The sequence below is a fragment of the Agarivorans sp. 2_MG-2023 genome, assembly GCF_030548085.1.
Taxonomy (GTDB): Bacteria; Pseudomonadota; Gammaproteobacteria; order Enterobacterales; family Celerinatantimonadaceae; genus Agarivorans.
This window is the reverse complement of sequence record NZ_JAUORQ010000010.1, coordinates 62,860-85,894: the sequence shown is the minus strand read 5'-3', so window position 1 is coordinate 85,894 and position 23,035 is coordinate 62,860. Positions and strand designations below refer to the sequence as shown.

Here is a 23,035-nt window from a genome sequence, read left to right as displayed (position 1 = left end):
GTTTCGATATAAAGTTTTATCAGCGTTCAGGAGTTAATACCAAACTGTTTAGTTAAACTTGGCTTTCAGCCAATAACAATAGTTAACAAAATTGCAGCCCCATCTATCCTTATAACGAAAATACTCCCGCCTTATTTTCATCACCAAATTACGTTTAGAACGAGCTTCAGTGCCTCCGGTTTTGAAAATTTCGGAATCCTTCATACGCTGCACAACAAGAGGAGGTTCTAACCCATATTGCAAAACCTTGCTAAGGTGTTCTTTCTCCATATAGTCGTCAACTGGCCATAACCAAGTTTGACCATTTTCGACAAACCGTTTAGCTGCAGTTGGACTCAAAACATAAGCATGGGCACATTCACTATGGCGCATATACTTTACGATATGTCTCTCGCCAACTTGTTGCTCTGTAATATATTTTCCCGCTACCCATAGGCTACGTAATCGAAGTCCTCGGCCTATTTTTAAAAATTCATAACGTGGAATAAGTTTTGAAAATTCTGGTAGCCAGCTTGCGAAGTCATCTGGTAAAACAGCATCGTCTTCAAGCACAATAATTGGTTCATTCATTTCAATACATTGGAGCCACAAACTAAAATGACTCGCAAAGCAGCCTAACTCACCGTTATTTATCCCGATACCAGATCGCCATAATGCGGTTTCTTGATCAAAGTGTTTAAACAAAGGGTGTTGATGTTCTGAGCCGTCCACAGCATCAAAAATTTCAAAGTCTAGTCCTAGTTCATTCAAGCGAAGACTAATTTCTTCTCGACGGACTACCGAGCGTTTTAGGCTGATAACAAAAATTTTCATCTAAGTAGGTACTTCATGCGAGGATAAATTTAAAAAGTGTAAACATTTCAGTTTTGAGATGATACTGGAAAGTAAGCGGAATAAGAGATCATTAGAATTAAATATAACAATTGCTGTGGAGGAGGATGTTAAATTGCTCATTACACTATTAATAATTTACTATTTTTAGAAATATTAAATATTTAAAGTAATGAGTACGCTGAATTGTCAACAGTCGCATTATTGGCCGCTAAGTAAGTTGAAAGTAAAATAATAAGACGCCGCTAGCGGTTAGAGAGCGGCGTTTTATTATAGTTATTTATTCGCTTTTGGCTGCTAACATCTCGTCTAGCCCACCACCATTTACCACTTGCTGATAACCCATTGCTTGTAATACCTGCAAGGCGTAACCAGAGCGGTTACCTGAGCGGCAATATACAACGATTGGCTGGTTCTTATCTTTAGTCACTGAAGCAATTTGCTCTGCAATTGCGGTATGTGGAATGTTATAAGCCTGCTCAATATGACCTTGGGAAAACTCTCCTTCGGTGCGTACATCAATCAATAGGGCTTGTTGTTTAAGTACATTTTGCCAAGCTGTATCTGCGCGTTCCGTCGCCTGAGCCCCGGTAATGCTGAAAATACTGCAAAGCCATAAACAGCTTAATATTCGAATCATCTTCATAATGTTCCTTGTAATGAAGTTAATTTCTGCATCGGTCTAGTTCACAGTAGTGTATCGGCACAGCTTGCTTAATATTTTGATCTAAATTCGCTAGCTGGACAGTTCTTAATCAGCATACACAAAAAAGCCGCTAATTTAGCGGCTTTTTTAATCAGCGCTTAGGCTGCGTTAGATTTTTCTTCTATTAGCTTATCGACTACAGACGGATCGGCAAGGGTTGACGTATCGCCCAATGAGTCGGTTTCATTGGTGGCAATTTTACGCAAAATACGGCGCATAATCTTACCTGAACGGGTTTTTGGTAGCGCTTCTGCCCAGTGTAAAATATCGGGGGTTGCGATGGGGCCAATCTCTTTACGTACCCAAGCTTTCACTTCTTTGTGAAGCTCGGCGCTGGCTTCTTCACCCGCCATGAGGGTGATGTAAGCGTAAATGCCTTGGCCTTTTATTTCGTGTGGAACACCCACAACGGCTGCTTCAGAAATCTTAGGGTGAGCTACCAGTGCGCTTTCAATTTCAGCGGTGCCCATGCGGTGACCGCTTACGTTTAACACATCATCTACACGGCCGGTAATCCAAAAATATCCATCTTCGTCGCGGCGCGCACCATCTCCGGTGGTGTAAGTGCCTGGGAAGGTCGAAAAGTAGGTTTGCTCAAAGCGTTCATGGTCACCGTATACGGTGCGCATTTGCCCTGGCCAACTGTCTTTAATAATCAGGTTGCCTTCGGCAGCGCCTTCTAGTTCATTGCCCTCGTTATCAACCAAAGCGGGCTGCACACCAAAAAATGGGCGAGTTGCAGAACCGGGTTTTAAGGCCGTGGCGCCTGGTAGTGGAGTAATTAAAATGCCACCTGTTTCGGTTTGCCACCAAGTATCTACAATGGGGCAGCGCTCGTCACCAATAGTGCGGTAATACCATTCCCAAGCTTCTGGATTAATCGGTTCTCCTACCGAGCCCATAATACGCAAACTGCTGCGTTTGGTACCTTCGATAGCGGCGTCACCTTGCGCCATTAGTGCTCGAATAGCGGTGGGAGCAGTGTACAAAATTGTCACTTGGTGTTTGTCACATACTTCGCTCATACGTGCTGAAGTAGGGTAATTTGGCACACCTTCAAACAAAATTGTGGTGGCGCCGTTGGCCAGTGGTCCATAAACCAAATAGCTGTGGCCGGTAATCCATCCTACATCGGCAGTACACCAGTAAATGTCGCCAGGGTGATAATCAAATACGTATTTAAAAGTCATGGTGGCGTAAAGTAAGTAACCGCCAGTGGTATGTAATACGCCTTTAGGTTTGCCCGTTGAGCCCGAGGTATACAAAATAAATAGTGGGTCTTCGGCATTCATTGCTTCTGGTTCGCAGTCACCAGCTTGATTCTCGGTAATTTCATGCCACCACACATCGCGACCAGCATGCCAGTCTACCGAGCCTCCGGTGCGTTTAAGCACTACGACACTTTTAACAAAGGCACAATCTGGGTTTTCTAAGGCTTGATCTACGTTGGCTTTGAGTGGAACGCCTCGGCCACCACGTACTCCTTCATCGGCGGTAATCACGTATTTGGAGTTTGAGTCGATGATTCGGCCCGATAGGGCTTCTGGAGAAAAACCACCAAACACAATAGAGTGCACTGCACCAATGCGGGTACAAGCTAACATGGCAACGGCAGCTTCTGGCACCATTGGCATGTACAAACATACCACTTCGCCTTTTTTCACACCTTGTTCTTTTAGCGCGTTAGAGAATTTACATACCTGCTCATACAGTTCGTTGTAAGTGAGCTTGCTGTCTTCTGCTGGGCTATCGCCTTCCCAAATGATCGCTACTTCATCACCTCGTTCTTTTAGGTGACGGTCGATACAGTTAGCGCTGACATTTAGCAGGCCATCTTCAAACCACTTAATGCTGACATGGCCTGGGTCGTAAGAGGTATTTTTTACGCTGTTAAACGGTTTGATCCACTCGAGTAACTCACTACCGTGTTTACCCCAAAATTGGTCTGGCTGAGTAATAGACTCTTGGTACATGTCTAAGTACTGTTGGTCGTTTAGTAGGCAGCTTTCTGCAATATTAGGTTTAACCGGGTACAGCTTCTGTTCACTCATGTTCCTCTCCTTGCTTCCTCTTATCGAGGCGGGATATCGTCAATGACGTCTCGGATTTGGTTCTAGACTCGCACCGACATAGGTTGTCGACAATTAGACTTTTGGTTAATTATTTGTGAAGAATAGTAAAATGCTTTATTAATCAAAGTGATTTTTTCTGTTGCGAGGTCAAACTGAGAGGCGGCTCACGGCGCTTGAACACTAAATGGTTAGTGCTTCTGGTCAGAGTTGTTATAGCGGAAAAGGGAAAGGAGAAACCCCAGCGCGTAGGCTGAGGTTTGAAACAGCTTACTCGCTGTAGTTGGCAGGCATACCTTCTTCGGTAAGGCTTAGTACTAGCTTACCGTTAACAATGTTGGCGTTGTTTGGCGAGAACGTCACTAAATTTGAATCAAAACCCCAGTCGCCTTTGCCCCAGCGTTTTTCGTCAAAGTTGTTGAAGTCATCACGCCAAGACAGCGAAAACTGGCCGTTGTCTTGGTATTCGTAGTATTCCATCCAATCAACCACTTGGTGTAGCGGTAAGCTGCTTGCTTGGAATTGTCCTACCCAGCCAATGGCTTCGGAGATCCAAATATTCATTCGGTAGCTTTGTGGTATATCACGCATCGCAATCACTTGCTTAGAGCCGCTGTCGTGGCGAACGGTTTCTCCGTCTACTTGCCAAATAATCTCGTTGGGTGTCCAGGTGATGGTGTATTCAACAAACTCTTCAAGTTGAGGAACATTGTGTTTCTTTTCACTGTGTACACGTTTGTTCACTTGGCCAGTGATCAAGTTAGTTTGTAATTGGTTTGGGGTTTTACCAATGGCTTCAAAGTCGATTTCGCTCCAAGGGATCCCTTTGCCTTGCCAAGATTCGTTATCGTAGGTAAAAAATGACGATACCACACCAGGGCTAGACACTAGCTTCATGCGAGTAACAAATTTGCCGTATAAGACTTTGTCGTTACTATAAACCTCTGCCCCAAACAGTGGTTTGTCGCTGCGATTTAATGCGCCGGTTTGTGCATGTGTATCTTGGTTGGGTTGTTCTGCGACAGCACATGCCGAGAGGGCTGCGGAAAGTAAGGTGAGTAGGGCGATTTTTTTCATGAATTGTTCCATACATCATAATAATTGCCCTCAATTTAGCGGCTTGAAGAGGATCTCTCCAGCGCTATATTGGGTCACTTTCTCAGCCTGTGAGTAAGCGCTAGTTTGTTGAAATAACGATGAAATGCTTTGTCATTTTTAATACAAAAAATGGCACTTATGCGGAGATAGCTTGTGGGATTGCGTGAGTGGGGCGAGGGCCAAACTGCAGCCGCAGATAAATCATTGCCGCAGTAATTGCGTCGTCAATGGCTTGATGGCGGCCAGACAAGGGGATTCCCAAGGTTTGGCAAATATGGACCAAGTCCAAGTTGGGGCTAATACCTACGTGGTCTACATGCACTTTGTCGGCAAACATGCGGCCAACATCGATTAAAGGATTGACCAGCTTAAAGCCATACAATTGGCGACAAAAGCGATTAAGAATGCGTTGGTCGTAAGCTATGTTGTAACCCACTATTGGCCTTGGGCCTATAAAATCTAGCAGTTTGGGCAGTGCTTCTTCTAGCTGACTCGCTTGCTCTAAATCGCTGTGGCGTAAGCGGTGAATTTTTATCGAATCGGCGGCTAATTTCTCTGTGGAGCGCACTTTTACATCGAAACATTGGCTCGACAAAATGCGCTGCTCGCGAATAATGACAGCACCAATAGAAACAATGTCAGCCTGCTTGGTATCTAAGCTAGTGGTTTCTAAATCTAAGGCAACAAACTCTGGACCACGGTAGTACTGAAACAGCGTGGCAAAAGGGCTATCTCGATATTTTCGTTGGTAAAGCAAACGTTGCAACATCGAACTACCTAATAATCGCGAATATTAAAGTGTAGGGCTAATAACTGTTTAAACTTCTTCACCACATGCAAACCATGGCGCAATAAATCCCGTTGGCTATGATTAAGTTGGTCTACTTTTAGTACGTGATAATCTTGGTTCTCATCTACTGGGAATAGTTGCTGGATGCGCAGTTTAAAGAACAACAGTAAAGCTTCTTTAAGGTTAGCAGCGGTATCTTCGTCTAGCACTTTTAGCAAGGCGAGTTGTTCGATTCGCTCAAGGGTATTGGTGGGGGCTATCGAGCCCTCTAAGGCGAGCGCTCTTACGCCATGTACGATGGGGAAAATACCGCCTTTTTTAATATCTAAACCTGCTTGTTTAGACTTGATATTGCCAAACAAGGTTAAAGGAGTATGAAACTTAAGGGCCGGCTGGGCAAAAAACGCCAGGGTTACACTGCGATTAGCCATTTGTGCCATTAAGTCTTTTCGCAAACGCCGCAGTAGGCTTTTATTACCGGCAATGGCGTGGGCGTCAATCACAATGGCTAGGTTCATCATTGCATCGCCGTGGCCTGTTTCTATCCATTTAGCAATGGTTCGGCTCCATTGGCTTTGCTGCTGCACCCATTGTGTGTTGTTCACCATTATGTTGCCAGGGCAGGGCGGGTAGCCTAATTCAAGCAAGTATTCGCTAAACTGATTAAGCTGCTGTTGTTTCTCTGGCCAGTCGTAGCCATCTTCTATCACCAAGCCGTTGTCTTGATCAGTTTTTACTATCTGTTCTCCGCGGCCTTCGCTGCCCATTACCATTAAACAAATATGGTTGTGATGTTGCTGGGGAATACTTAGCTCAAATACGCGGCTAATAATCTGCTCATTCATGGTGGCTAGCAGCTTCATAATAAACAGGGTTCGAATACCGTTGTTACACAGATTTTCTACCAAAGTATTGAGGGTATGTGCGGCTTCGCTCAGCTCTTCAATGGTAGAGGCGCGGGCAATGCGCAGAGCCAATACGTGTGAATGGGTAGAGAACAGGCTAAGCAGGTGGGCCATTTCGAGTATGCCAATGATCTTCTGCTTATCCTTCACCACTACTCGTTCAATGCTGTTGCGAGTCATTAGCAGCATGGCGTTAAATAGAAAGTCACCTTTGTTTACGCTAATCAAATTAAAGTTAGCTAACTGACAAACTGGCGTGTCTAAAGATTGCTGCACTAGTACGGCTGCGTGCAGTAAATCGGTACCGGTTAGCATGCCAAAACAGCCATCGTGATTCACCAGCAGTGATTCCAATTTTTGCTCGCGCATAATTAAAGTGGCTTGTTGTAGCGAAGTTTCTCCCTCTATCACAACTGCGGGCTGCACATTGCGTTCATCAATAGTGGTAAGAATAAATTCGGCCAGGTTTTTGTTACCTTCGCGCGATTCAACCAATTGATGGCGAGTGGCTAAATCTCGTTGAAAGTAATCACCAAAGTCACTGTTTTCACTCACCAGTTGGCGAAATATTTGGCTGGGAAGGGCGTAACAAAGGCTTTCTTCTAGGGCGATGTAATCGTGTTTGGCGTAGCCGCCAAATTGTGAGCGAACATCAAACCAGTCTTCTACGGTGTAGTGGGCAAATACTTCATCATTATTGTCGGCACGCTCTTCTACTTGGCCTTTTATTACAATGAATAAGTCGGCGGCGAGTGCGCCCGCAGTAACAATTTTTTGCTGGCTTTGAAAATAATGAATATCTAGGTTGCTAGACACAAGGTCACGCTGCTTAGGCTCAAGCTGATCAAAGGGCGGGTGCTGAAAATTAAAGTCTGAGCTCATTGCCTCACCTAGCAGTTCGGTAAATTAATCACAGTTAAGCTTGTTCTTTTTTGCTAACGTAACCAAGGCGACTTTAGTCTAAACGTGCTCACAACACGGGTTTAACAGAGTAAAGTGGGCTGATTGAGCACTCGAACAGAATGCAGATGCTTACTCTAAGTGACTCATGAAATTGGGCGGTTCTATCGTTAATTTGCGGTAGATGATCAGTAATAAATCATTTTGGAAAATGAAAGTCTAGGAAACGGATTTTAGATGCAGATAGTGAGTGAAGGTTGGTTAGTGATTCCCTTGTCTTTGGCATACCTAGGGCTATTGTTTGTTATTGCCTACTATACCGATCAAAACTCTAGTGCTCGCTTACGCTGGCAACCCGCGTTTTATAGTTTTTCTATTGCAGTGTATTGCACCTCGTGGACCTTTTACGGCACGGTGGGGCAGGCCAGCGAAAACTTCCTGTCCTTTATTCCCATTTATCTTGGCCCTGTGCTGCTATTTATATTTGGTTGGAAGCTGCTTGCGCGAGTGGTTTTGATCGCCAAACGCGAGCATATCACAACCATTGCCGACTTTATCGCGGCACGTTACGGTAAGTCTCAAACCTTAGCAGTGGTCATCTCACTGATTTGTATCATTGGTGTATTGCCTTATATCGCCCTGCAACTCCGCGCCATTGTTATGGGCTTGGATCTGTTTGGTGGCGAAGCCATGCGCGAAGCGGTGGGTAAAGGCAGCAGTTCGCAAATCGCCTTATTTGTGAGTATCGCTCTGGCGATATTTACTATGTTATTTGGCACTCGTCATATTGATGCCACCGAGCACCACCGTGGGGTAATTGTGGCGATTGCGTTCGAATCACTAGTAAAGCTGGTGGCCTTTGTATGCGTTGGCTTGCTGGCTGTATCAATACTCTGGGACTTACCGCTCGATGCTCAGCAGGCTGTGGGTGAGTCATTCACTCTTAAGTGGCAAGAGATTAGCTTTGCCGATGTTAGCGATTTGATTGTGGCAACCTTGCTGGCTATGTCGGCGGTGATTTGTTTGCCCCGACAATTCCACGTGACAGTGGTTGAAAACAACCAAGTTAATGATTTAAAAACGGCTCGCTGGTTATTCCCAACTTACTTAGTGCTGTTGGCCATTTTTGTATTGCCCATCGCCTTTGCGGGTGACTACTTGTTACCGAGCAATACCCCTGCCGATAACTACGTGATTAGCTTGCCATTGGCGGCCGGCCAAAACATATTGGGTATGGTGGCCTTTTTAGGTGGCACCTCAGCCGCAAGCGGCATGGTGGTGGTGTCTACCATTGCTTTGGCGATTATGGTGAGCAATGATTTAGTGCTGCCTCTACTGCTTAAACAAGGTGGCTTAAGCCGCCGTAACTTTGCCCAGTTTAGTGAATTACTGCTAAACGTGCGTCGAACCACCATTTTAGTCATTTTACTACTGGCCTGGGGCACCTTCTTAATGTTGGGTGAGATTAGCAATCTTGCCGATATTGGCTTTTTGTCTTTTGCCGCCATTGCCCAACTGGCTATACCTCTAATTTTTGGCTTGTACTGGCGCGAAGGTAATCGCACTGGCGTGTATGCCGGTTTGTTAGTGGGAATGAGCTTGTGGTTGCTCAACCTGCTAAATATGACCGATAGTTTGAACCCACTTATTTTTAATCAATGGATTGCCGATTGGTTAAGTGCGCCGCAGTTACAGGGCCATGCGCTTATCTCTAATCAAAACTGGGGCATATTACTGAGTTTGTTAGGAAACTTGTCGGCCTACATTTTAATTTCTAAGCTATCTAGCCCAGCGGTATCAGAGTGGCTGCAAGCCAGTAACTTTGTTGGACAACCGGGTAAGAGCGATGACGCTGGCGCGCTCTACCAATCGAAAGTGAGCGTAGAAGAGTTACACATGCTGGCGTCGCGCTTTTTGGGCACCCAACGTATTAGTGATGCCTTTGGTAAATATGCCACCTCACGTGGCGTAGAGTTAAACCCAAACCAGCAAGCACCGGTAGAGCTAATTGCCGAAACCGAGCGTATGTTAGGCGGTGTATTTGGCTCTTCTTCGGCGCGTTTAGTATTAGGCTCTGCCTTGCAAGGTAAGCAAGTTCAGCTAGAAGAGTTTGCTTCTATCGCCGAAGAAGCCTCTGAACTCTTACAGTTCAACAAACACCTGCTACAAGGTGCTATTGAGCACATTGACCAAGGCATTGCTATTGTTGATCAAGAGCTCAAACTGGTCTCGTGGAATCGTCGCTATACCGAGCTCTTCGACTTCCCTAATGGCATGATCTCAGTCGGCCGGCCGATAGAAGATTTAATTCGCCATAATGCCGTAAACGGTTTATGTGGCCCTGGCGATATTGAAGAGCATGTTGAGCGGCGGGTAGAGCATTTACGCCGTGGTAATAGCCACACATCATCGCGGATCCGCCGTGATGGGCGGGTGATTCAAGTGCAGGGAAACCCTATGCCTAATGGTGGCTATGTGATGACATTTAGTGACATTACCACCTTCCGCCAAGCCGAAGATATGCTTAAACAGGCCAATGAAATTCTAGAAGCTCGAGTGGCACAGCGTACTCAGCAGCTTTCATCAATTAACCAGCAGCTAGTACATGCCACTAGCTCTGCCGAGCAAGCTAACCAATCTAAAACTCGCTTCTTGGCTGCCGTTAGTCACGACCTAATGCAGCCGCTTAATGCAGCCAAATTGTTTACCGGTTCACTGTTGGAAGCCGAGTTAGAAAAAGAGGCGAAGTTTTTAGCTGCCAGCATTGATAAATCCTTATATTCTGCCGAAGAAATCATCAGTGATTTGCTGGATATTTCGCGCTTGGAATCTGGCCGAGTAGTGGTGAGTACCGAGCAGTTCGAAATTGGCCATTTACTGGATCATATTCATGCAGAGTTTATTCCTTTAGCTCAACAGCAAGGTGTAGCGCTTAAGTTGCAGGCTAGCAAGTTAACCGTGCGCAGTGACAGCAAATTATTGCGTCGAATATTGCAGAACTTTTTAACCAATGCCTTGCGTTATAATCCCAATGGCAAAGTACTGTTGGGCGGGCGGCGTAAAGGTAACAACCTGCGTTTAGAGGTATGGGACAACGGCCCCGGTATTGAAGAAAGCAAACAGCAGCAAATATTTGAAGAGTTTCAGCAGCTACAAAAATCTGGCAGAGCCCGAGAAGAAGGACTGGGTTTAGGTTTAGCCATTGCTCAGGGTTTTGCCGAATTGCTCGAGATACCGATTGGCGTGGAATCGGTACCCGGTAAAGGCTCGGTATTTTATATCACGGTGCCAGTAGTTGAGGCATTGAACGTGCATAAGCAAGTGAAACCTGAAGGTGATGCAATTACCACCACTCAAGGCGCGCGGGTACTGTGTATTGATAACGAACCAGACATATTAGTGGGCATGGAGAGTTTACTAAGTCGCTGGGGTTACGAAGTTATTTGCTGTGAAGATGCAGACGTAGCCGAAGAAGTGATCGACGGCGGTTGGGTGCCAGAGCTAATACTCAGCGATTACCACCTCGATTTTGATAAAACTGGATTAGAAGCCCTGCAAAGACTCATTCACGAACGCGGCTTATCGTGTCATGGCATAGTGATTAGCGCTGACAGACAAACTGATCTCATCGACCGAGTACGTGCCCAAGGTTTCGCATACTTGAGTAAACCGTTGCGACCACTGCGTTTGAAAAAGCTCTGCCAGCAACTGCTAAACAGCAAAACAGCAGCGAATTATTGGCTTATGCCCAATACCTAGAGCTTGGGGTTTGTTGAGGGCTTCATTTTTATTTGATAATTGTTGGAGAGACGTTTTCGATTCCCGGTGTGATTCAAAATCTAGATATTATCGAGACTTTACGTTTGAGTATTACTTTTCAATATTGATTATAAATCAGTAGTTTGCTCTCAAGATTAAGGCATTCCAAATTAGTAATGACTGCATCTGTTGCCTCCGTCTTAGATCTGTTAGCTGGTCTTTCAAACTATCTTCAATTTACTCGCCTAGGTATCAGTACATTTGTTGAATACTCCTCGGATCCTTGGTCATCTTCACTACGTAAGGGGTGAGCGCCGCATAATCTGAGCTGCTAATTCTGGCCGATATTATACCCACGCCTGACACTATTTAGTGCATGTCGATACCTAATCACTAGTTTCAAATTTATCTATAGCATTCTTATTGTAATAAATAATTATATTAAATTTATTTTTTGTTTTTGTTTTTTTGTGTCTAAGCTTTGTTATAAATATTTTTGTTAATTTTTTGTTGGTCGTTTGGTCGTTGAATCCGTAGATAAAGAGCTTGCGATGGAATGCATGCTTAGCTGATTTTTATCAAACGTAATGGATAGGTTTCATTGGAAGGGAATTCAAGTTGATAGGCGAAGCCTTAAACTTAACAACAACATTGCTTAATGAACATTTAGCACGCCGCTTTGAGTTGGATGAAGACATGGCTGTGTTGTCAAACGTTCAAGATGTCGCAGGCAAGGCACAATCGAGCTGCACCAATAAAATGGTGCTCAGCTTAGTGAGCATTGAAAAGGATCCCGCCTACGTAAACTCGAAGCAAGGAGTGTTGTCAGGTGCTCAAGCTTATTCCAAGCAAGCTTTGCATTTGAATTTGTATGTATTACTAGCGGCTAACTTTGAAAATGAACGTTATCAACACGGTTTGCGCTTGTTATCGGAATGTGCCGAATTTTATCATCATCAATCGGTGTTTGATCGTAGTAACTGTCCAACCTTACCCAACAATATAGACAAATTAGTGTGGGAAATAGAAAACTTAAACTTGTCGGAACAAAGCCATGTTTGGAGTTTGTTGGGCAAACACTGCCAACCCTCTATTTTCTACAAAGTGCGTGCGATACCGTTGGATACTAGTCATATTAGCGGGCGCCTGCGCCCCGCCACTACTCCAGCTAGCGATGTGGGAGGATTATGAGCCTTACATACTCTCGATTGTTATCACTAAGCTGCGAACACCAATATCAGCAGGATAAGCTTTTTACCGGTTTAGACTTCGAGCTGTCGGCGATGAGTCGAGTTACAGCAGATAACTGCCAACTATTGTTTAAACCCCTAGCGGATGGCTTTGAGCTATTGGTTAATGATCATGGCTTAGAAGTATTGCCCATGCTGATTGAAGAAAGTGCTAAGCCTAAACAGGTAAACGATGCTGATTTGCTTATATATGCCTATTTGAACGACCCTAACTTTTTAAACTACAGCGAACTAAGTCTTAAGCCTGGCGAAAACTGTTTGTGGCTGAATAACTTACAGATTAGTCAACAGCACCGTCAGCTACATATTGGTGATAGGGCCAGTTCAGCAGAACTGATTAGCGTAACTGATGTTCGCCAGTTAATTGGTGAGCACCGTTTGCCGCGTTTAAGTCGCACTCCTGACGTCATTATTCATTTTGATTTAGCTAAGCTCATTGCCGATGTACAAGGTCAATTAAGTGATTATAGAGTTTGCTTTGCTAGCATTGCTTGCCAGCTCAAGTATTTGATATTTGGCGCTGAGCAATATCAACACCTAGAGATTAACGACAGCAGCGGCGACATTGAGTTTAATCAAGTGGTAAGTGAGAGCATCGCTCAGCGCAGTTCCGTGGTGTTCTTGTCAAAGCAGCCAGTTGTTATGCAGCAGCCTTGGCCACATAAGTTTCAGTTAAAAGAAAATGGTTCGCGCTTTCAGCAAGTCGTAATGAACCGCTTACCTGCAGTACCTGCTTCAAATTGCTACATCTACCTTGATGCAGAAAAGAAGACCAAAGCCTCAGAAATAATAGTGGATCTATAAAAGGAAAATGACATGGGAAACATGAAAACTCCCGGTGTGTATATTGTCGAAAAAAATGCGTTTCCAAATTCTGTAGTGGAAGTGGCAACAGCGGTACCTGCATTTATTGGCTATACCCAAACCGCCAGCAAAAATAATAAATCGGTATTAAATAAGCCGATTCGAGTTACCTCAATGGCCGAATTTCATAATGTTTTTGGTTTAGGCCCAAACTTGCAATTTGATTTTGCCACAGCGGCGGACGCAGTAAGTGCTGATATGTCTTTGGGTGAAAAACATTACACAGTGGAAGCGAGTGGTAACAAGTACCGTTTATACCAAAGCATGCAAATGTTTTTTTTAAATGGTGGTGGTCCCTGTTACATCGTATCGGTAGGTGATTACGTCACTGACTTAGCTAAAGATGCCATGTTAGCTGGAATAACCACCTTGATTAAAGAGCAAGAGCCCACCATGGTGGTTATTCCCGATGCTGTAAGCCTAGCAGCTGCCGACTGTTACACCGTTCAGCAACAAATGCTGATGCATTGTGGCAGTAAAATGCGTAGCCGCTTTGCATTGCTTGATGTACATAACGGCTTTCAAGATAAAGAAGACAGCGTTGCAGCGTTTAGGGCAGGTGTGCCAAATAAGGAAATAGGTGATTTTGGCGCAGCCTATTTCCCATGGGTTAATAGCACCTTGTTTAGTGATTCAGACGTTAACTTTAATTTTTTAAATGATGAGGGTAAAACCGCATTACAAGCAGCCTTAAATGACGAGCTCGGCACGCCTGATGCCACGTCTGACATTGGTAAAATGCTCGCTGGACTGACGGCGACAGAAACCGCTGAAGAAGACCCAACGCCGGTGGATATAGACAAAGCGTTACGAGCGTCGTGTATTACCTATCCTGCATTAATTAAAGAAATTTGTAGCCAGCTTAATTTAATTCCACCGTCAGGTGCGATGGCTGGTTTATATACCATGACAGATAACGCTCGTGGTGTATGGAAAGCCCCAGCAAACATTGGTGTACTTGGTGTCACATCGCCAGCTTTCGAAATTTCCGACGAAGAACAAGAAAGTCTAAACGTAGACGTAAATGGTAAGTCAATTAACGCTATTCGCTCATTTATTGGCGAAGGCACCTTAGTTTGGGGGGCTCGTACTTTAGATGGTAACAGCCTAGATTGGCGTTACGTTAACGTACGTCGCACCATGATAATGCTAGAGCAATCAGTAAAACTGGCGGCTAAAGCCTATGTATTTGAGCCAAACGATGCGCAAACTTGGGTCACTATTAAAAGCATGATCTCAAACTTTTTAACTGGCATTTGGAAGCGAGGCGGTTTAGCCGGTGCTGTGCCTGCTGATGCCTTTAGCGTACATGTTGGTTTAGGTGAAACCATGACTGGAGAAGATATCTTAGAAGGGATTCTAAAGATTACCGTACTAGTCGCTATTACTCGCCCAGCAGAATTTATTGAAATTACTTTCCAACAGCAAATGCAAAAATCATAACGCTAGCGTTAAGTATTAACTAATTTAGGAGAATAAATCATGGCAGATGACGGTAGCGCACAGTCGCAAACAGTATGGCCAATCTCAAAATTTTACTTCCAAGTTAAATGGGATTCAGAAGTAATGGCGTTTCAAGAAGTATCTGGCTTAGATGTCGAAGCTCAGGTTATTGAATATCGTGCAGGTGATAGCAAAAAGTTTTCTACGGTAAAAATGCCCGGTATTCAAAAATCCGGCAATGTCACCATGAAAAAAGGTGTCTATAAATCGGATAACAAATTCTGGGATTGGTTTAGCCAAATAAAAATGAACACCATTAAACGGGTGCCAATAACCATTAGCTTGTTGGATGAAACAGGGGCCCCCACTATGGTGTGGACCCTAGAAAATGCTTGGCCAACCAAAATTACAGGCACCGACTTAAAGTCAGACGGTAACGAAGTGGCGATAGAAACCATCGAAATTGCCCACGAAGGCGTAACCATCGCTAATAGCTAAAACTATTAGCAAAGTGCTGACTTTCAAGGACTAACACAATGAGCATTGGATCGAGTTTAAAAGATGCGTTATGGATGGGCGACTATCCGCCGTCGGCGTTTAATTTTAAAGTGATTCTAGGTTGCTCATTGGGTTTAACCGATACCTCTTTTCAGGAAGTATCGGGTATAGAGGCAAGTGTGAGTGTAGAAGACCAAAACGAAGGTGGTTTTAATACAGTCAACTATACCTTGGGGCAAGTTAAACACCCTAACTTAGTGCTTAAACGAGGGCTCGCCCCTATAACATCTCCGTTAGTCATGTGGTGCCAAAGTGTTTTTGATCTTGACTACCGAGTGCAAACTATTTCTATGCCGCTAATTGTAATGTTAATGAACGGTGATAGAGATCCGCTTCGGGTTTGGATGTTCAATAATGCGCTGCCAGTTGCATGGAAAATCGATGCGTTTAACTCCACTAAAAATGAAGTAGCTCTAGAAACCATTGAGCTGAAATACTCTGGCTTAACCAGGATAGTTTAGTTATGGCAATCGAAATAAAACAGTTAGTGATTAAATCTAGTATCGATAACAGTCCCGATAAGCCGGAAACCTTTAGTGAAGGAAGGGATGAACTTCGTTCTACCAGCTGGGATGAAAAGCAAAAACAACAACTACAAGATGACATATTGACGCAAACGCAACGTTATTGTGACCGTGCTATTGCTCAGCAAATCAAGAAGCAAAGTGAGCGTTAATTATGGAAGATTATGAATCGATTAGATTGAAAGCCACCCAACAACTTAATCAAGCGTTAATGCGAATTGAAGCGACGAAAAAGCCTAAATCCTTGAGTGATATAGTGAGTGGAGAGAAAGCCCGACTGTCATTTAGCGTGGTTAACTTAAGTGATGGAAAATTGGACAAAGCCTCTGGAGAACCTTTTTTCACTGTGCAAACCAATCCTCAAACATTTAAAAAGAAGCTGGGGATAAATTACAAAAATAATAAAACTATAGGGCGAATTGGCACTGAATCAGAGTATGAGGGGTTTAATCCAGAAAACGTAGATTTTTCCTTTGTGCTTGATGTTACTGGTTCAGAAGCCCAAGACTCGGATTTTCAAATCTTTGATAAAATTGCTGAGTTACTGGAAGGGCTATATTGCTACCAAGGGGATAAACACGAACCTAATCGTGTAGCAATCGAGTGGGGAAAAGAGATATTTTTTGGTCGTTTAACGTCACTAGATTACGAACACGTGTTGTTTCACCCTGATGGAACGCCATTACGGACAAAATTTAACCTCTCCTTTGTTGAGTGTAAATCAACCCAGGAAATGGAGTCGAAAAAGAAAACCTCTTCACCAGATTTATCCCACCTAATTTTGGTAAAGGCAGGGGATACTTTACCTTTGTTGTGCCAAAAAATTTACAAAAACCAGCAGTACTGTCACGCCGTAGCGCAAGCCAATAACCTCGCACATGTCGCCGATATCGAGCCTGGCATGCAATTATTATTTCCGCCCTTGGAGAAGTAATGGCTGATTCCCCTTTAGACAATAGTGACGGCGTTGTAGATTTCACGATTAAATCCGAAGGGAATGCTATTACTTGTCGTGGCACCGTGCGCTCAGTTGTGATTCATCAACAAGTTAATCGCTTGTCTCGTTGCACTATCGAAATAGAAGATGGCAGTCTTGCCGAACAGACATCTCCAATCAGTAACAGCGATGAATTTAAGCCGGGAGTTAGCATCAGTGTAAGCGCCAATTATGACGAGCAAACAAGTTATAGCTTGTTTGAAGGTATTGTCACTAGCCATGGCTTACGAGTGGATGAATCTAGCCAACTGCTTATTGTAGAGTGTATCGACCAAGCTGTGACCATGACGGTAGGGCGTAATTCGGCTAATTACATTAGCAAAAAAGATTCTGACATTTTTAGCTCGTTAATCGGCAAACATAGCCCGCTTACCAGTGGGAGTATTGCCAGTACCACGGTGACTTACAGTGAATTAGTACAATACAACTGCAGTGATTGGGATTTTATGGTGACACGAGCAGAAAGCAACGGTTTGCTGATTAAAAACCTTAACAACGAAATCTCTGTGATAGATCCAAGTACCAGTGAAAGCGCTAAATTAACGCTAACCCTAGGGAAAGATATTAATCAATTTGATGCTGATATTGACGCCCGTTACCTATTTAAGAATGTGTCTGCTAATAGTTGGGATCAAACCACGCAAGCCGTGGTTAACGATACCGCCGAACCGCAAACGGTTACCGCTACCGACAATTTGTCGGCCAGTGATTTAGCCGGGGTATTGAGTTTAAGCAGTTATAGAATGCAAACTGTCGCTCAGCAGCCTGATGGCGCAATGGCGGCGTGGGCTAAAGCGCAGCAAGTAAAAAGCGCCTTGGCCAAAACCTGCGGCACGGTAAGTTATCGTGGTTGTGCCAAAGCTGTAGTGGGAGATTTTATTGAAATTGCTAGCGTTGGTGAGCGCTTTGATGGCGAGGTATTTATCAGTGCGCTGTGTCACGACATTCGTCGTGGCGATTGGCAAACTACGGCTGAATTTGGCTTGGCGGCGCATTGGTTTGCTGAGCAACAACATAGCGAGGCGCACTCTGCCCAGTCTTTGTTACCGGCTATTCAAGGGTTAACGGTAGGCAAGGTACTCAAGCTTGATGAAGACCCCAATCAGGAGAATCGTATTCAAGTCTCGGTTCCAATTAATGGCGCCGAAGATCAAGGTGTATGGGCGCGACTTATTCAATTTTATGCTTCTAGCGGCTTCGGTAGTTTTTTCATTCCAGAAATCGATGACGAAGTCATTTTAGGTTTTCTCAATAACGACCCCTCTTGCCCGGTGATAATTGGCAGTGTTTACAGCAGTAAACAAGCTCCCGCCTATGATGTTAATGACAATGAAGAAAACAAGTATAAAGCGTTGGTCACTAAAAGCGGACATACCGTTGAATTTGATGACGATAAGAAAATAATCACGATTAAAACGCCTGCGGGTAATCAACTGGTATTTAGCGACGATGATGAAAGTATTACCTTAACCGATCAAAATAATAACGAAATTAAAACCAACGACAGCGGCATTTCGCTTACCTCGCCAAAAGACCTCAACCTAAAAGCTAGCGGTGATATTTCTCTTACCGCCGATGGGAAAGTGGCTATTGCGGCAACCCAGGATGCCACCATTAGCGGCTTAAATGTACAAGCTTCAGCCAATGTTGGTTTCGCTGCAAAAGGCGAGGCAAGTGCCGAGTTATCGGCATCAGGACAAACTACGGTCAAAGGCGCCATGGTTATGATTAATTAGCGGTCATGGCTAATAAACTATTTATGAAGGGAACACTATGCCTCCAGCTGCACGATTAACCGACATGCATACCTGTCCAATGCAGACTCCGGGTTTACCGCCTATTCCTCATGTGGGAGGGCCGGTACTTGGCCCTTGTGTTGCTACGGTATTAATTGGCAAGTTACCGGCAGCAATAGTTGGTGATTCGTGCTTGTGTGTAGGCCCCCCTGATAGCATCGTTAAAGGTTCGGCTACGGTAATGATATCGGGGATGCCTGCAGCGAGAATGGGTGATACCACCGCCCATGGTGGATCGATTGTATTGGGGTGCCCTACCGTGATTATTGGAGGTTAGCATGGCAAATAGTGATACCAATTTTCTTGGTCAAGGTTGGTCGTTTCCACCTTCGTTTGCGTTACGTAATGGTGCGGCACAATTAGTCGTTAGTGATGAAGACATAAGCCAAAGTTTGCATATTTTGTTAAGTACTAAACCTGGGGAGCGGTTAATGCATCCTAATTTTGGCTGCGCTTTACACCAATTTGTTTTTAGGAATTTAAGTGTAACAACCGTTAGTGCGATTCAAGATATGGTCAAGCGTGCTGTATTACATTTTGAACCAAGAATCATACTAGAGCGTGTCGATGTTGGAATCGACGATTACTACCAGGGGAAAATAGATATTGTACTGAGTTACATTATTAGCCAAACCAATACACGTACTAACTTGGTCTATCCGTTTTATTTTAAGGAAGCCACCGATGTATCTGCGTCGGGAGGTTAATCCTTATGGCGCTTAAGCAACATCGACAGTTACCTAGCATTCAAAGTCAACGCTATCCAGCAGCACTAGAAGATGATTATGCTCTACTTGATAACCATAGCTTTGCTGACACCTTACAAGCTAGTGGAAAATTTGCTGCAGTGTTGCACTTAGTGAGTGACGACCTTAAAAAGCGTCGCAGTTGGCAGGCACTTTTTACTCACGATGTGTTCTCGGTGTTAGCCGAGATAAGCTTGTATTTTCCAAGCGGAAGCGATGACCAAAGCGATATTAATGTAAGTGCCAATTTTATTTGTGACGTTATGCTCAGCATTAATCATTGGATACAACGTTTAGCTGGAAGTCGCCATCCTTTGGCTGTCACGATCTTAGCCGAAATCCGCTATTTGGTATGTCAGTCGTTGGCTATAGAGTATCATCATTTGCTGCTCGTCGCGGCTGAGCTTAGGGTAAGCAAACAACACACTGTGAGCTCTAAGCTAGCGGATCTAGATAAGGTTTGGCTGCAGCCAAATCAGCATGAGCTCAGTTCTAAAAGTTATGCTCGGCTTAACTTACCCCAACTGTTAAAGCACATTCGTCGACGTTGCATTGCCAATGTAAGTCTTATTCGCAATAAAATGTCGCCACAAATGAGCAGTGCAATTGAACAGTCTGGACACGACCCCGCGCTGGCACTGTTTATCGCATTTTTACACATTAGCGAGCAGTTACAAACGCTGCTAAACCGTTATGGAGCGAAACACCGCGATCATTACTATTTTGATTTACTCAATCTTGATTTGAGTAGACCACAACAACATAGAATAGTAGTGCATTGTAAACTTAAAGATAATGTTCAAGATTACTCTTTTGCCAACGATGCTCAATTTGAACTACTTAATGATAGCGCTACTCAAACTTTTCGCTTAAATGGGCCGTGTTCCTTAGCGAAGGTTGAAGTCTCGGCAGTAAAAAGTTTTTGTCTGCAATATGACCCCTATATTTCACCAGAATGCCAACTAGGTTTTTATAGTGCGATAAAGCAAACTCGATTAAAGGTTAGTGAGGGTGGACTCAGTATTCCGCTTTTTGGTTGCCAGCGACCAGATGTTAGCCACGAGAAAGCTGAGGAACTTGCCATTGGCTTTGCGATTGCCAGCAATGATTTGCTATTGCAAAGTGGAGAACGCAGCATCGAGATACGTTTTAGCCTACGCGATACCTTACTCCATGATATGAGGTTTCAAGCATATCTTGAGGGTTCAGAATCAACAACAAATGATGGCTGGTTCAAAGCGGTGTCCAAAGCTTTGGATATCCTTAATTTGCATATTTCGGTGCCTGTTAATTCACTTATTAGTAGTCAGTTTTTTAAGTTCTGGCAGAACTTAGAGCCAAGTATTAGTGGTTTCAAAAAAGCCATTTTGTTGGCCATTATAGAAGTGGCAGAGGACGCCAGTGATGTGGTCGCTGCTGCTGGAAAGCTGTTTTGCCACTGTTGGCTAGTAGAGCGTTCCTGGCTTAGTGCCAGTGATAAGCAGCAAGTATTTAAGTTGCTGAAGACTAAAACAGGTTTCGACTACGGGATATTTTTGTCGGAGCTGTTTATAAATAAAACCATGCTTAAACTGTTTGATGTGCATTTAAGTGCTGAAACAGGCTGGTTAAGCCAGTTAGCGTGTATCAGTCAAATTAGTGATGGGCAGCTAACCTTAGAGATAACTTTAGGCGCAGCCGCTCCAGCCATTGTGCCCTTAAGTCACGAATTACATAGTGGTGCGTTGATTAGTGATAAGCCAGTGCTTAAGGCGTATCTCAATACTTTAGAATCACTATATGGTTTGTCTTTGTTTGCTGACTTACAACTTAGTTGCATAGATATTTCTACCGAGGTTGAGCAGGCCGAAGATATCGTGGCCTTTAATGAATACGGTCGAATAGACGCCACTAAGCCTTTTTTACCCTTTGGGCCTTTGCCGCTGGTGGGGTCGTTTATAACTATAGGGTGTTTTGAGGCAGCGTTAAAAGATACGCGTTATTTTTCTGCCAATATTGAATGGGCTGGTTTACCAAGTGAAGCTGGCGGGTTTGCTTCACATTATGCCGATTATGGTTTAAATATCGACAACGGCAGCTTTAAAGTACAAGCCTCAGCGTTAATAAACAATCGCTGGGTCGAAGGGGAAACTCAGGAACTATTTTCCTACAATCTACATACCGGAGTATTGTACTCAAAGGTTCATTTACCTCTACACGAAGTAGGCATCAGCAATCGACTACTGAGCCCCAGCCTATCTGACTATAGTGCTTCTCCAAGTCAGCGAGGAGGGTATTATCAATTACGCCTTAGTGGCCCCAAATTTGGCTTTGCTCAGCAGCGATATAGCTCGGTATTAGCTAACCATGTAAGTCGTGCATTTCGCAATAAGCAAGATTTAGATATTCCGCCTGCGCCAATCTCACCCAAAATAGAAAAAGTTACCGTAGCTTATCGTGCTCATCAGCAAGTTAATTTAAATAATCGTCAGAGTAGTAAAGTAGCTGCTAAGCAATTATTCCATATTAAAGGCCGAGCGATTTGGCCAATGATTACCGCTAACGATGCTGGTACATGTAGCTTATTACCTCGCTTTGATAAACAAGCATATTTATACATAGCTTTAGAGGCTAAACAAGCGCCCAAACAAGTTAGCTTATTTTTTGATTTACAAGATGATAGCCAAGTTGTAGGGGAGCAGCTAGCCGGTGTCATAGCTTGGGAGGCATATGCCAAAGACGGGTGGCAAACTCTACAGCAGAAAAGCATTGCGTGTGACAATACCGCCAACCTAACAATGGCGGGTGTGATTACTTTAGATTTACCCAAGGGCATGACTCGGCACCCTTTTGAGCTGCCCAAAGATCAGTTTTGGCTAAGGGTCTCCACCAAGCAATTAGCGAGTAGTTTTCCTTTTTTAAAGCGTATTGTGACTAATTGCATAAGTTTGCATCATCATAGTCAGGCGCCATTAAACGCTGATTTAACCACGCCGATAAAAAGCAAAAACAATATTAGCGAGTTAAGCCAGTTAGACATCGTTCATCTAAGTCATCGTACCGAGGCTAAACACAGTAAGCGCGATACTATTAAGGCTAGTGCTGAGTTTTTGCGACACAAGCAACGGCCTGTTAACGCCTGGGACTATGAGCGAATGGTGTTAGAAGCATTTCCTGAAATTTATTTGGCTAAGTGCTTCCCTCATGCTTGTTTTACTAGCAAAAAAATTCAACCGGGTCACGTACTGTTGATTGTCGTTCCCCACTTGTCTGTTAACACTACGTCAGTTGATGGAGCGAGTATTAGTGCCAATTTGTTAGAGAAAATCCGACGCTATTTAATCCAATATTGTGCACCCGGTATTCAGTTAAGTGTACATAACCCGTGTTTTGAAAAGGTCCAGGTGCGTTGTTCGGTAAGCATGCAAAGAGATATGTGTGATGGTCGAGGCATTAGCCGCTTAAACCAAGATATTTGTAACTACTTCGATATTTGGCGTGATTATCGGCCTGTAGTGGGATTTTCTTGGCAACTTAGTAATGATGTTTTAAGCGCCTATATACAAACCTTGCCCTATGTAGTTTCGGTAACTGGTTTGTCGCTCATACATATCAGCCAGCAATCAGCTTTACACTACCGTTTACACGATAGCGCCGCTCAACAGTGGTCCACTATTCAATCAAACTTTCCATGGTGTTTACCACTTTCCGAGAAGCAACATGCAATTACTTTGGTAGAGGCCAATCAAGAGCTAGCGCCTAGCCCTGTTGGCATTAACGACTTGGATGTTGGCGGTAGTTTAATACTGGAGTAAATAAA

At 44.0% G+C, this 23,035-nt stretch carries 18 protein-coding genes; 12 read left to right on the top strand and 6 right to left on the bottom strand.

What is annotated here, in order from left to right; genetic code table 11:
• Window positions 1–48: 48 nt before the first annotated feature.
• The 6 genes from Q4549_RS15490 to Q4549_RS15465 form a co-directional block, all read right to left on the bottom strand.
• Entirely contained in the window at window positions 49–813 is a 765-nt protein-coding gene (locus Q4549_RS15490) for a glycosyltransferase family 25 protein (RefSeq protein ID WP_303553350.1), read from the bottom strand.
• Between the two features lie 298 nt (window positions 814–1,111).
• Complete coding sequence (locus tag Q4549_RS15485; RefSeq protein ID WP_303553351.1) at window positions 1,112–1,477, bottom strand: rhodanese-like domain-containing protein; 366 nt, start codon at window positions 1,475–1,477, stop codon at window positions 1,112–1,114.
• 158 nt (window positions 1,478–1,635) lie between these two features.
• Entirely contained in the window at window positions 1,636–3,588 is a 1,953-nt protein-coding gene (gene acs, locus Q4549_RS15480) for an acetate--CoA ligase (RefSeq protein WP_303515781.1), read from the bottom strand.
• A 288-nt stretch (window positions 3,589–3,876) separates the two neighbouring features.
• A complete protein-coding gene (locus Q4549_RS15475) occupies window positions 3,877–4,683 on the bottom strand; it encodes a family 16 glycosylhydrolase (protein ID WP_303553352.1) in 807 nt (268 codons plus the stop codon).
• Between the two features lie 157 nt (window positions 4,684–4,840).
• Window positions 4,841–5,473, bottom strand: coding sequence for a 3'-5' exonuclease (locus Q4549_RS15470; RefSeq protein WP_137673839.1), 633 nt, complete (start codon window positions 5,471–5,473; stop codon window positions 4,841–4,843).
• An 8-nt stretch (window positions 5,474–5,481) separates the two neighbouring features.
• Entirely contained in the window at window positions 5,482–7,281 is a 1,800-nt protein-coding gene (locus tag Q4549_RS15465; protein WP_303553353.1) for a DUF294 nucleotidyltransferase-like domain-containing protein, read from the bottom strand.
• 255 nt (window positions 7,282–7,536) lie between these two features.
• Here Q4549_RS15465 and Q4549_RS15460 point away from each other — a divergent pair, with 255 nt between their 5' ends.
• The 12 genes from Q4549_RS15460 (at window position 7,537) to Q4549_RS15405 (ending at window position 23,030) form a co-directional block, all read left to right on the top strand.
• Window positions 7,537–11,058, top strand: coding sequence for a hybrid sensor histidine kinase/response regulator (locus tag Q4549_RS15460; protein WP_303553354.1), 3,522 nt, complete (start codon window positions 7,537–7,539; stop codon window positions 11,056–11,058).
• Between the two features lie 618 nt (window positions 11,059–11,676).
• Window positions 11,677–12,249, top strand: a complete 573-nt coding sequence (locus Q4549_RS15455) for a DUF4255 domain-containing protein (protein WP_303553355.1) — start codon at window positions 11,677–11,679, stop codon at window positions 12,247–12,249.
• Window positions 12,246–13,112 carry a hypothetical protein gene (locus Q4549_RS15450; protein WP_303553356.1) on the top strand — a complete coding sequence of 289 codons (867 nt, stop codon included), beginning with the start codon at window positions 12,246–12,248 and terminating at the stop codon, window positions 13,110–13,112. The genes Q4549_RS15455 and Q4549_RS15450 overlap by 4 nt, the downstream gene beginning before the upstream one ends.
• 12 nt (window positions 13,113–13,124) lie before the next feature.
• Complete coding sequence (locus tag Q4549_RS15445; protein WP_303553357.1) at window positions 13,125–14,615, top strand: phage tail sheath C-terminal domain-containing protein; 1,491 nt, start codon at window positions 13,125–13,127, stop codon at window positions 14,613–14,615.
• Between the two features lie 39 nt (window positions 14,616–14,654).
• Window positions 14,655–15,113, top strand: a complete 459-nt coding sequence (locus Q4549_RS15440; protein WP_303553358.1) for a phage tail protein — start codon at window positions 14,655–14,657, stop codon at window positions 15,111–15,113.
• A gap of 38 nt (window positions 15,114–15,151) precedes the next feature.
• Window positions 15,152–15,634, top strand: a complete 483-nt coding sequence (locus Q4549_RS15435) for a phage tail protein (protein WP_303553359.1) — start codon at window positions 15,152–15,154, stop codon at window positions 15,632–15,634.
• Window positions 15,635–15,636: 2 nt separating this feature from the next.
• Complete coding sequence (locus tag Q4549_RS15430) at window positions 15,637–15,849, top strand: DUF5908 family protein (RefSeq protein ID WP_303553360.1); 213 nt, start codon at window positions 15,637–15,639, stop codon at window positions 15,847–15,849.
• 2 nt (window positions 15,850–15,851) lie between these two features.
• A complete protein-coding gene (locus Q4549_RS15425) occupies window positions 15,852–16,631 on the top strand; it encodes a peptidoglycan-binding protein (protein WP_303553361.1) in 780 nt (259 codons plus the stop codon).
• Entirely contained in the window at window positions 16,631–18,430 is a 1,800-nt protein-coding gene (gene vgrG / locus Q4549_RS15420) for a type VI secretion system tip protein VgrG (RefSeq protein WP_303553362.1), read from the top strand. The genes Q4549_RS15425 and vgrG overlap by 1 nt, the downstream gene beginning before the upstream one ends.
• Before the next feature lie 37 nt (window positions 18,431–18,467).
• Window positions 18,468–18,767, top strand: a complete 300-nt coding sequence (locus Q4549_RS15415; RefSeq protein ID WP_303553363.1) for a PAAR domain-containing protein — start codon at window positions 18,468–18,470, stop codon at window positions 18,765–18,767.
• Window position 18,768: 1 nt separating this feature from the next.
• The gene (locus tag Q4549_RS15410) at window positions 18,769–19,197 is read left to right on the top strand and encodes a GPW/gp25 family protein (protein WP_303553364.1); all 429 of its coding nucleotides are present in this window, start codon (window positions 18,769–18,771) and stop codon (window positions 19,195–19,197) included.
• A 5-nt stretch (window positions 19,198–19,202) separates the two neighbouring features.
• A complete protein-coding gene (locus tag Q4549_RS15405) occupies window positions 19,203–23,030 on the top strand; it encodes a hypothetical protein (protein WP_303553365.1) in 3,828 nt (1,275 codons plus the stop codon).
• Window positions 23,031–23,035 lie beyond the last annotated feature (5 nt).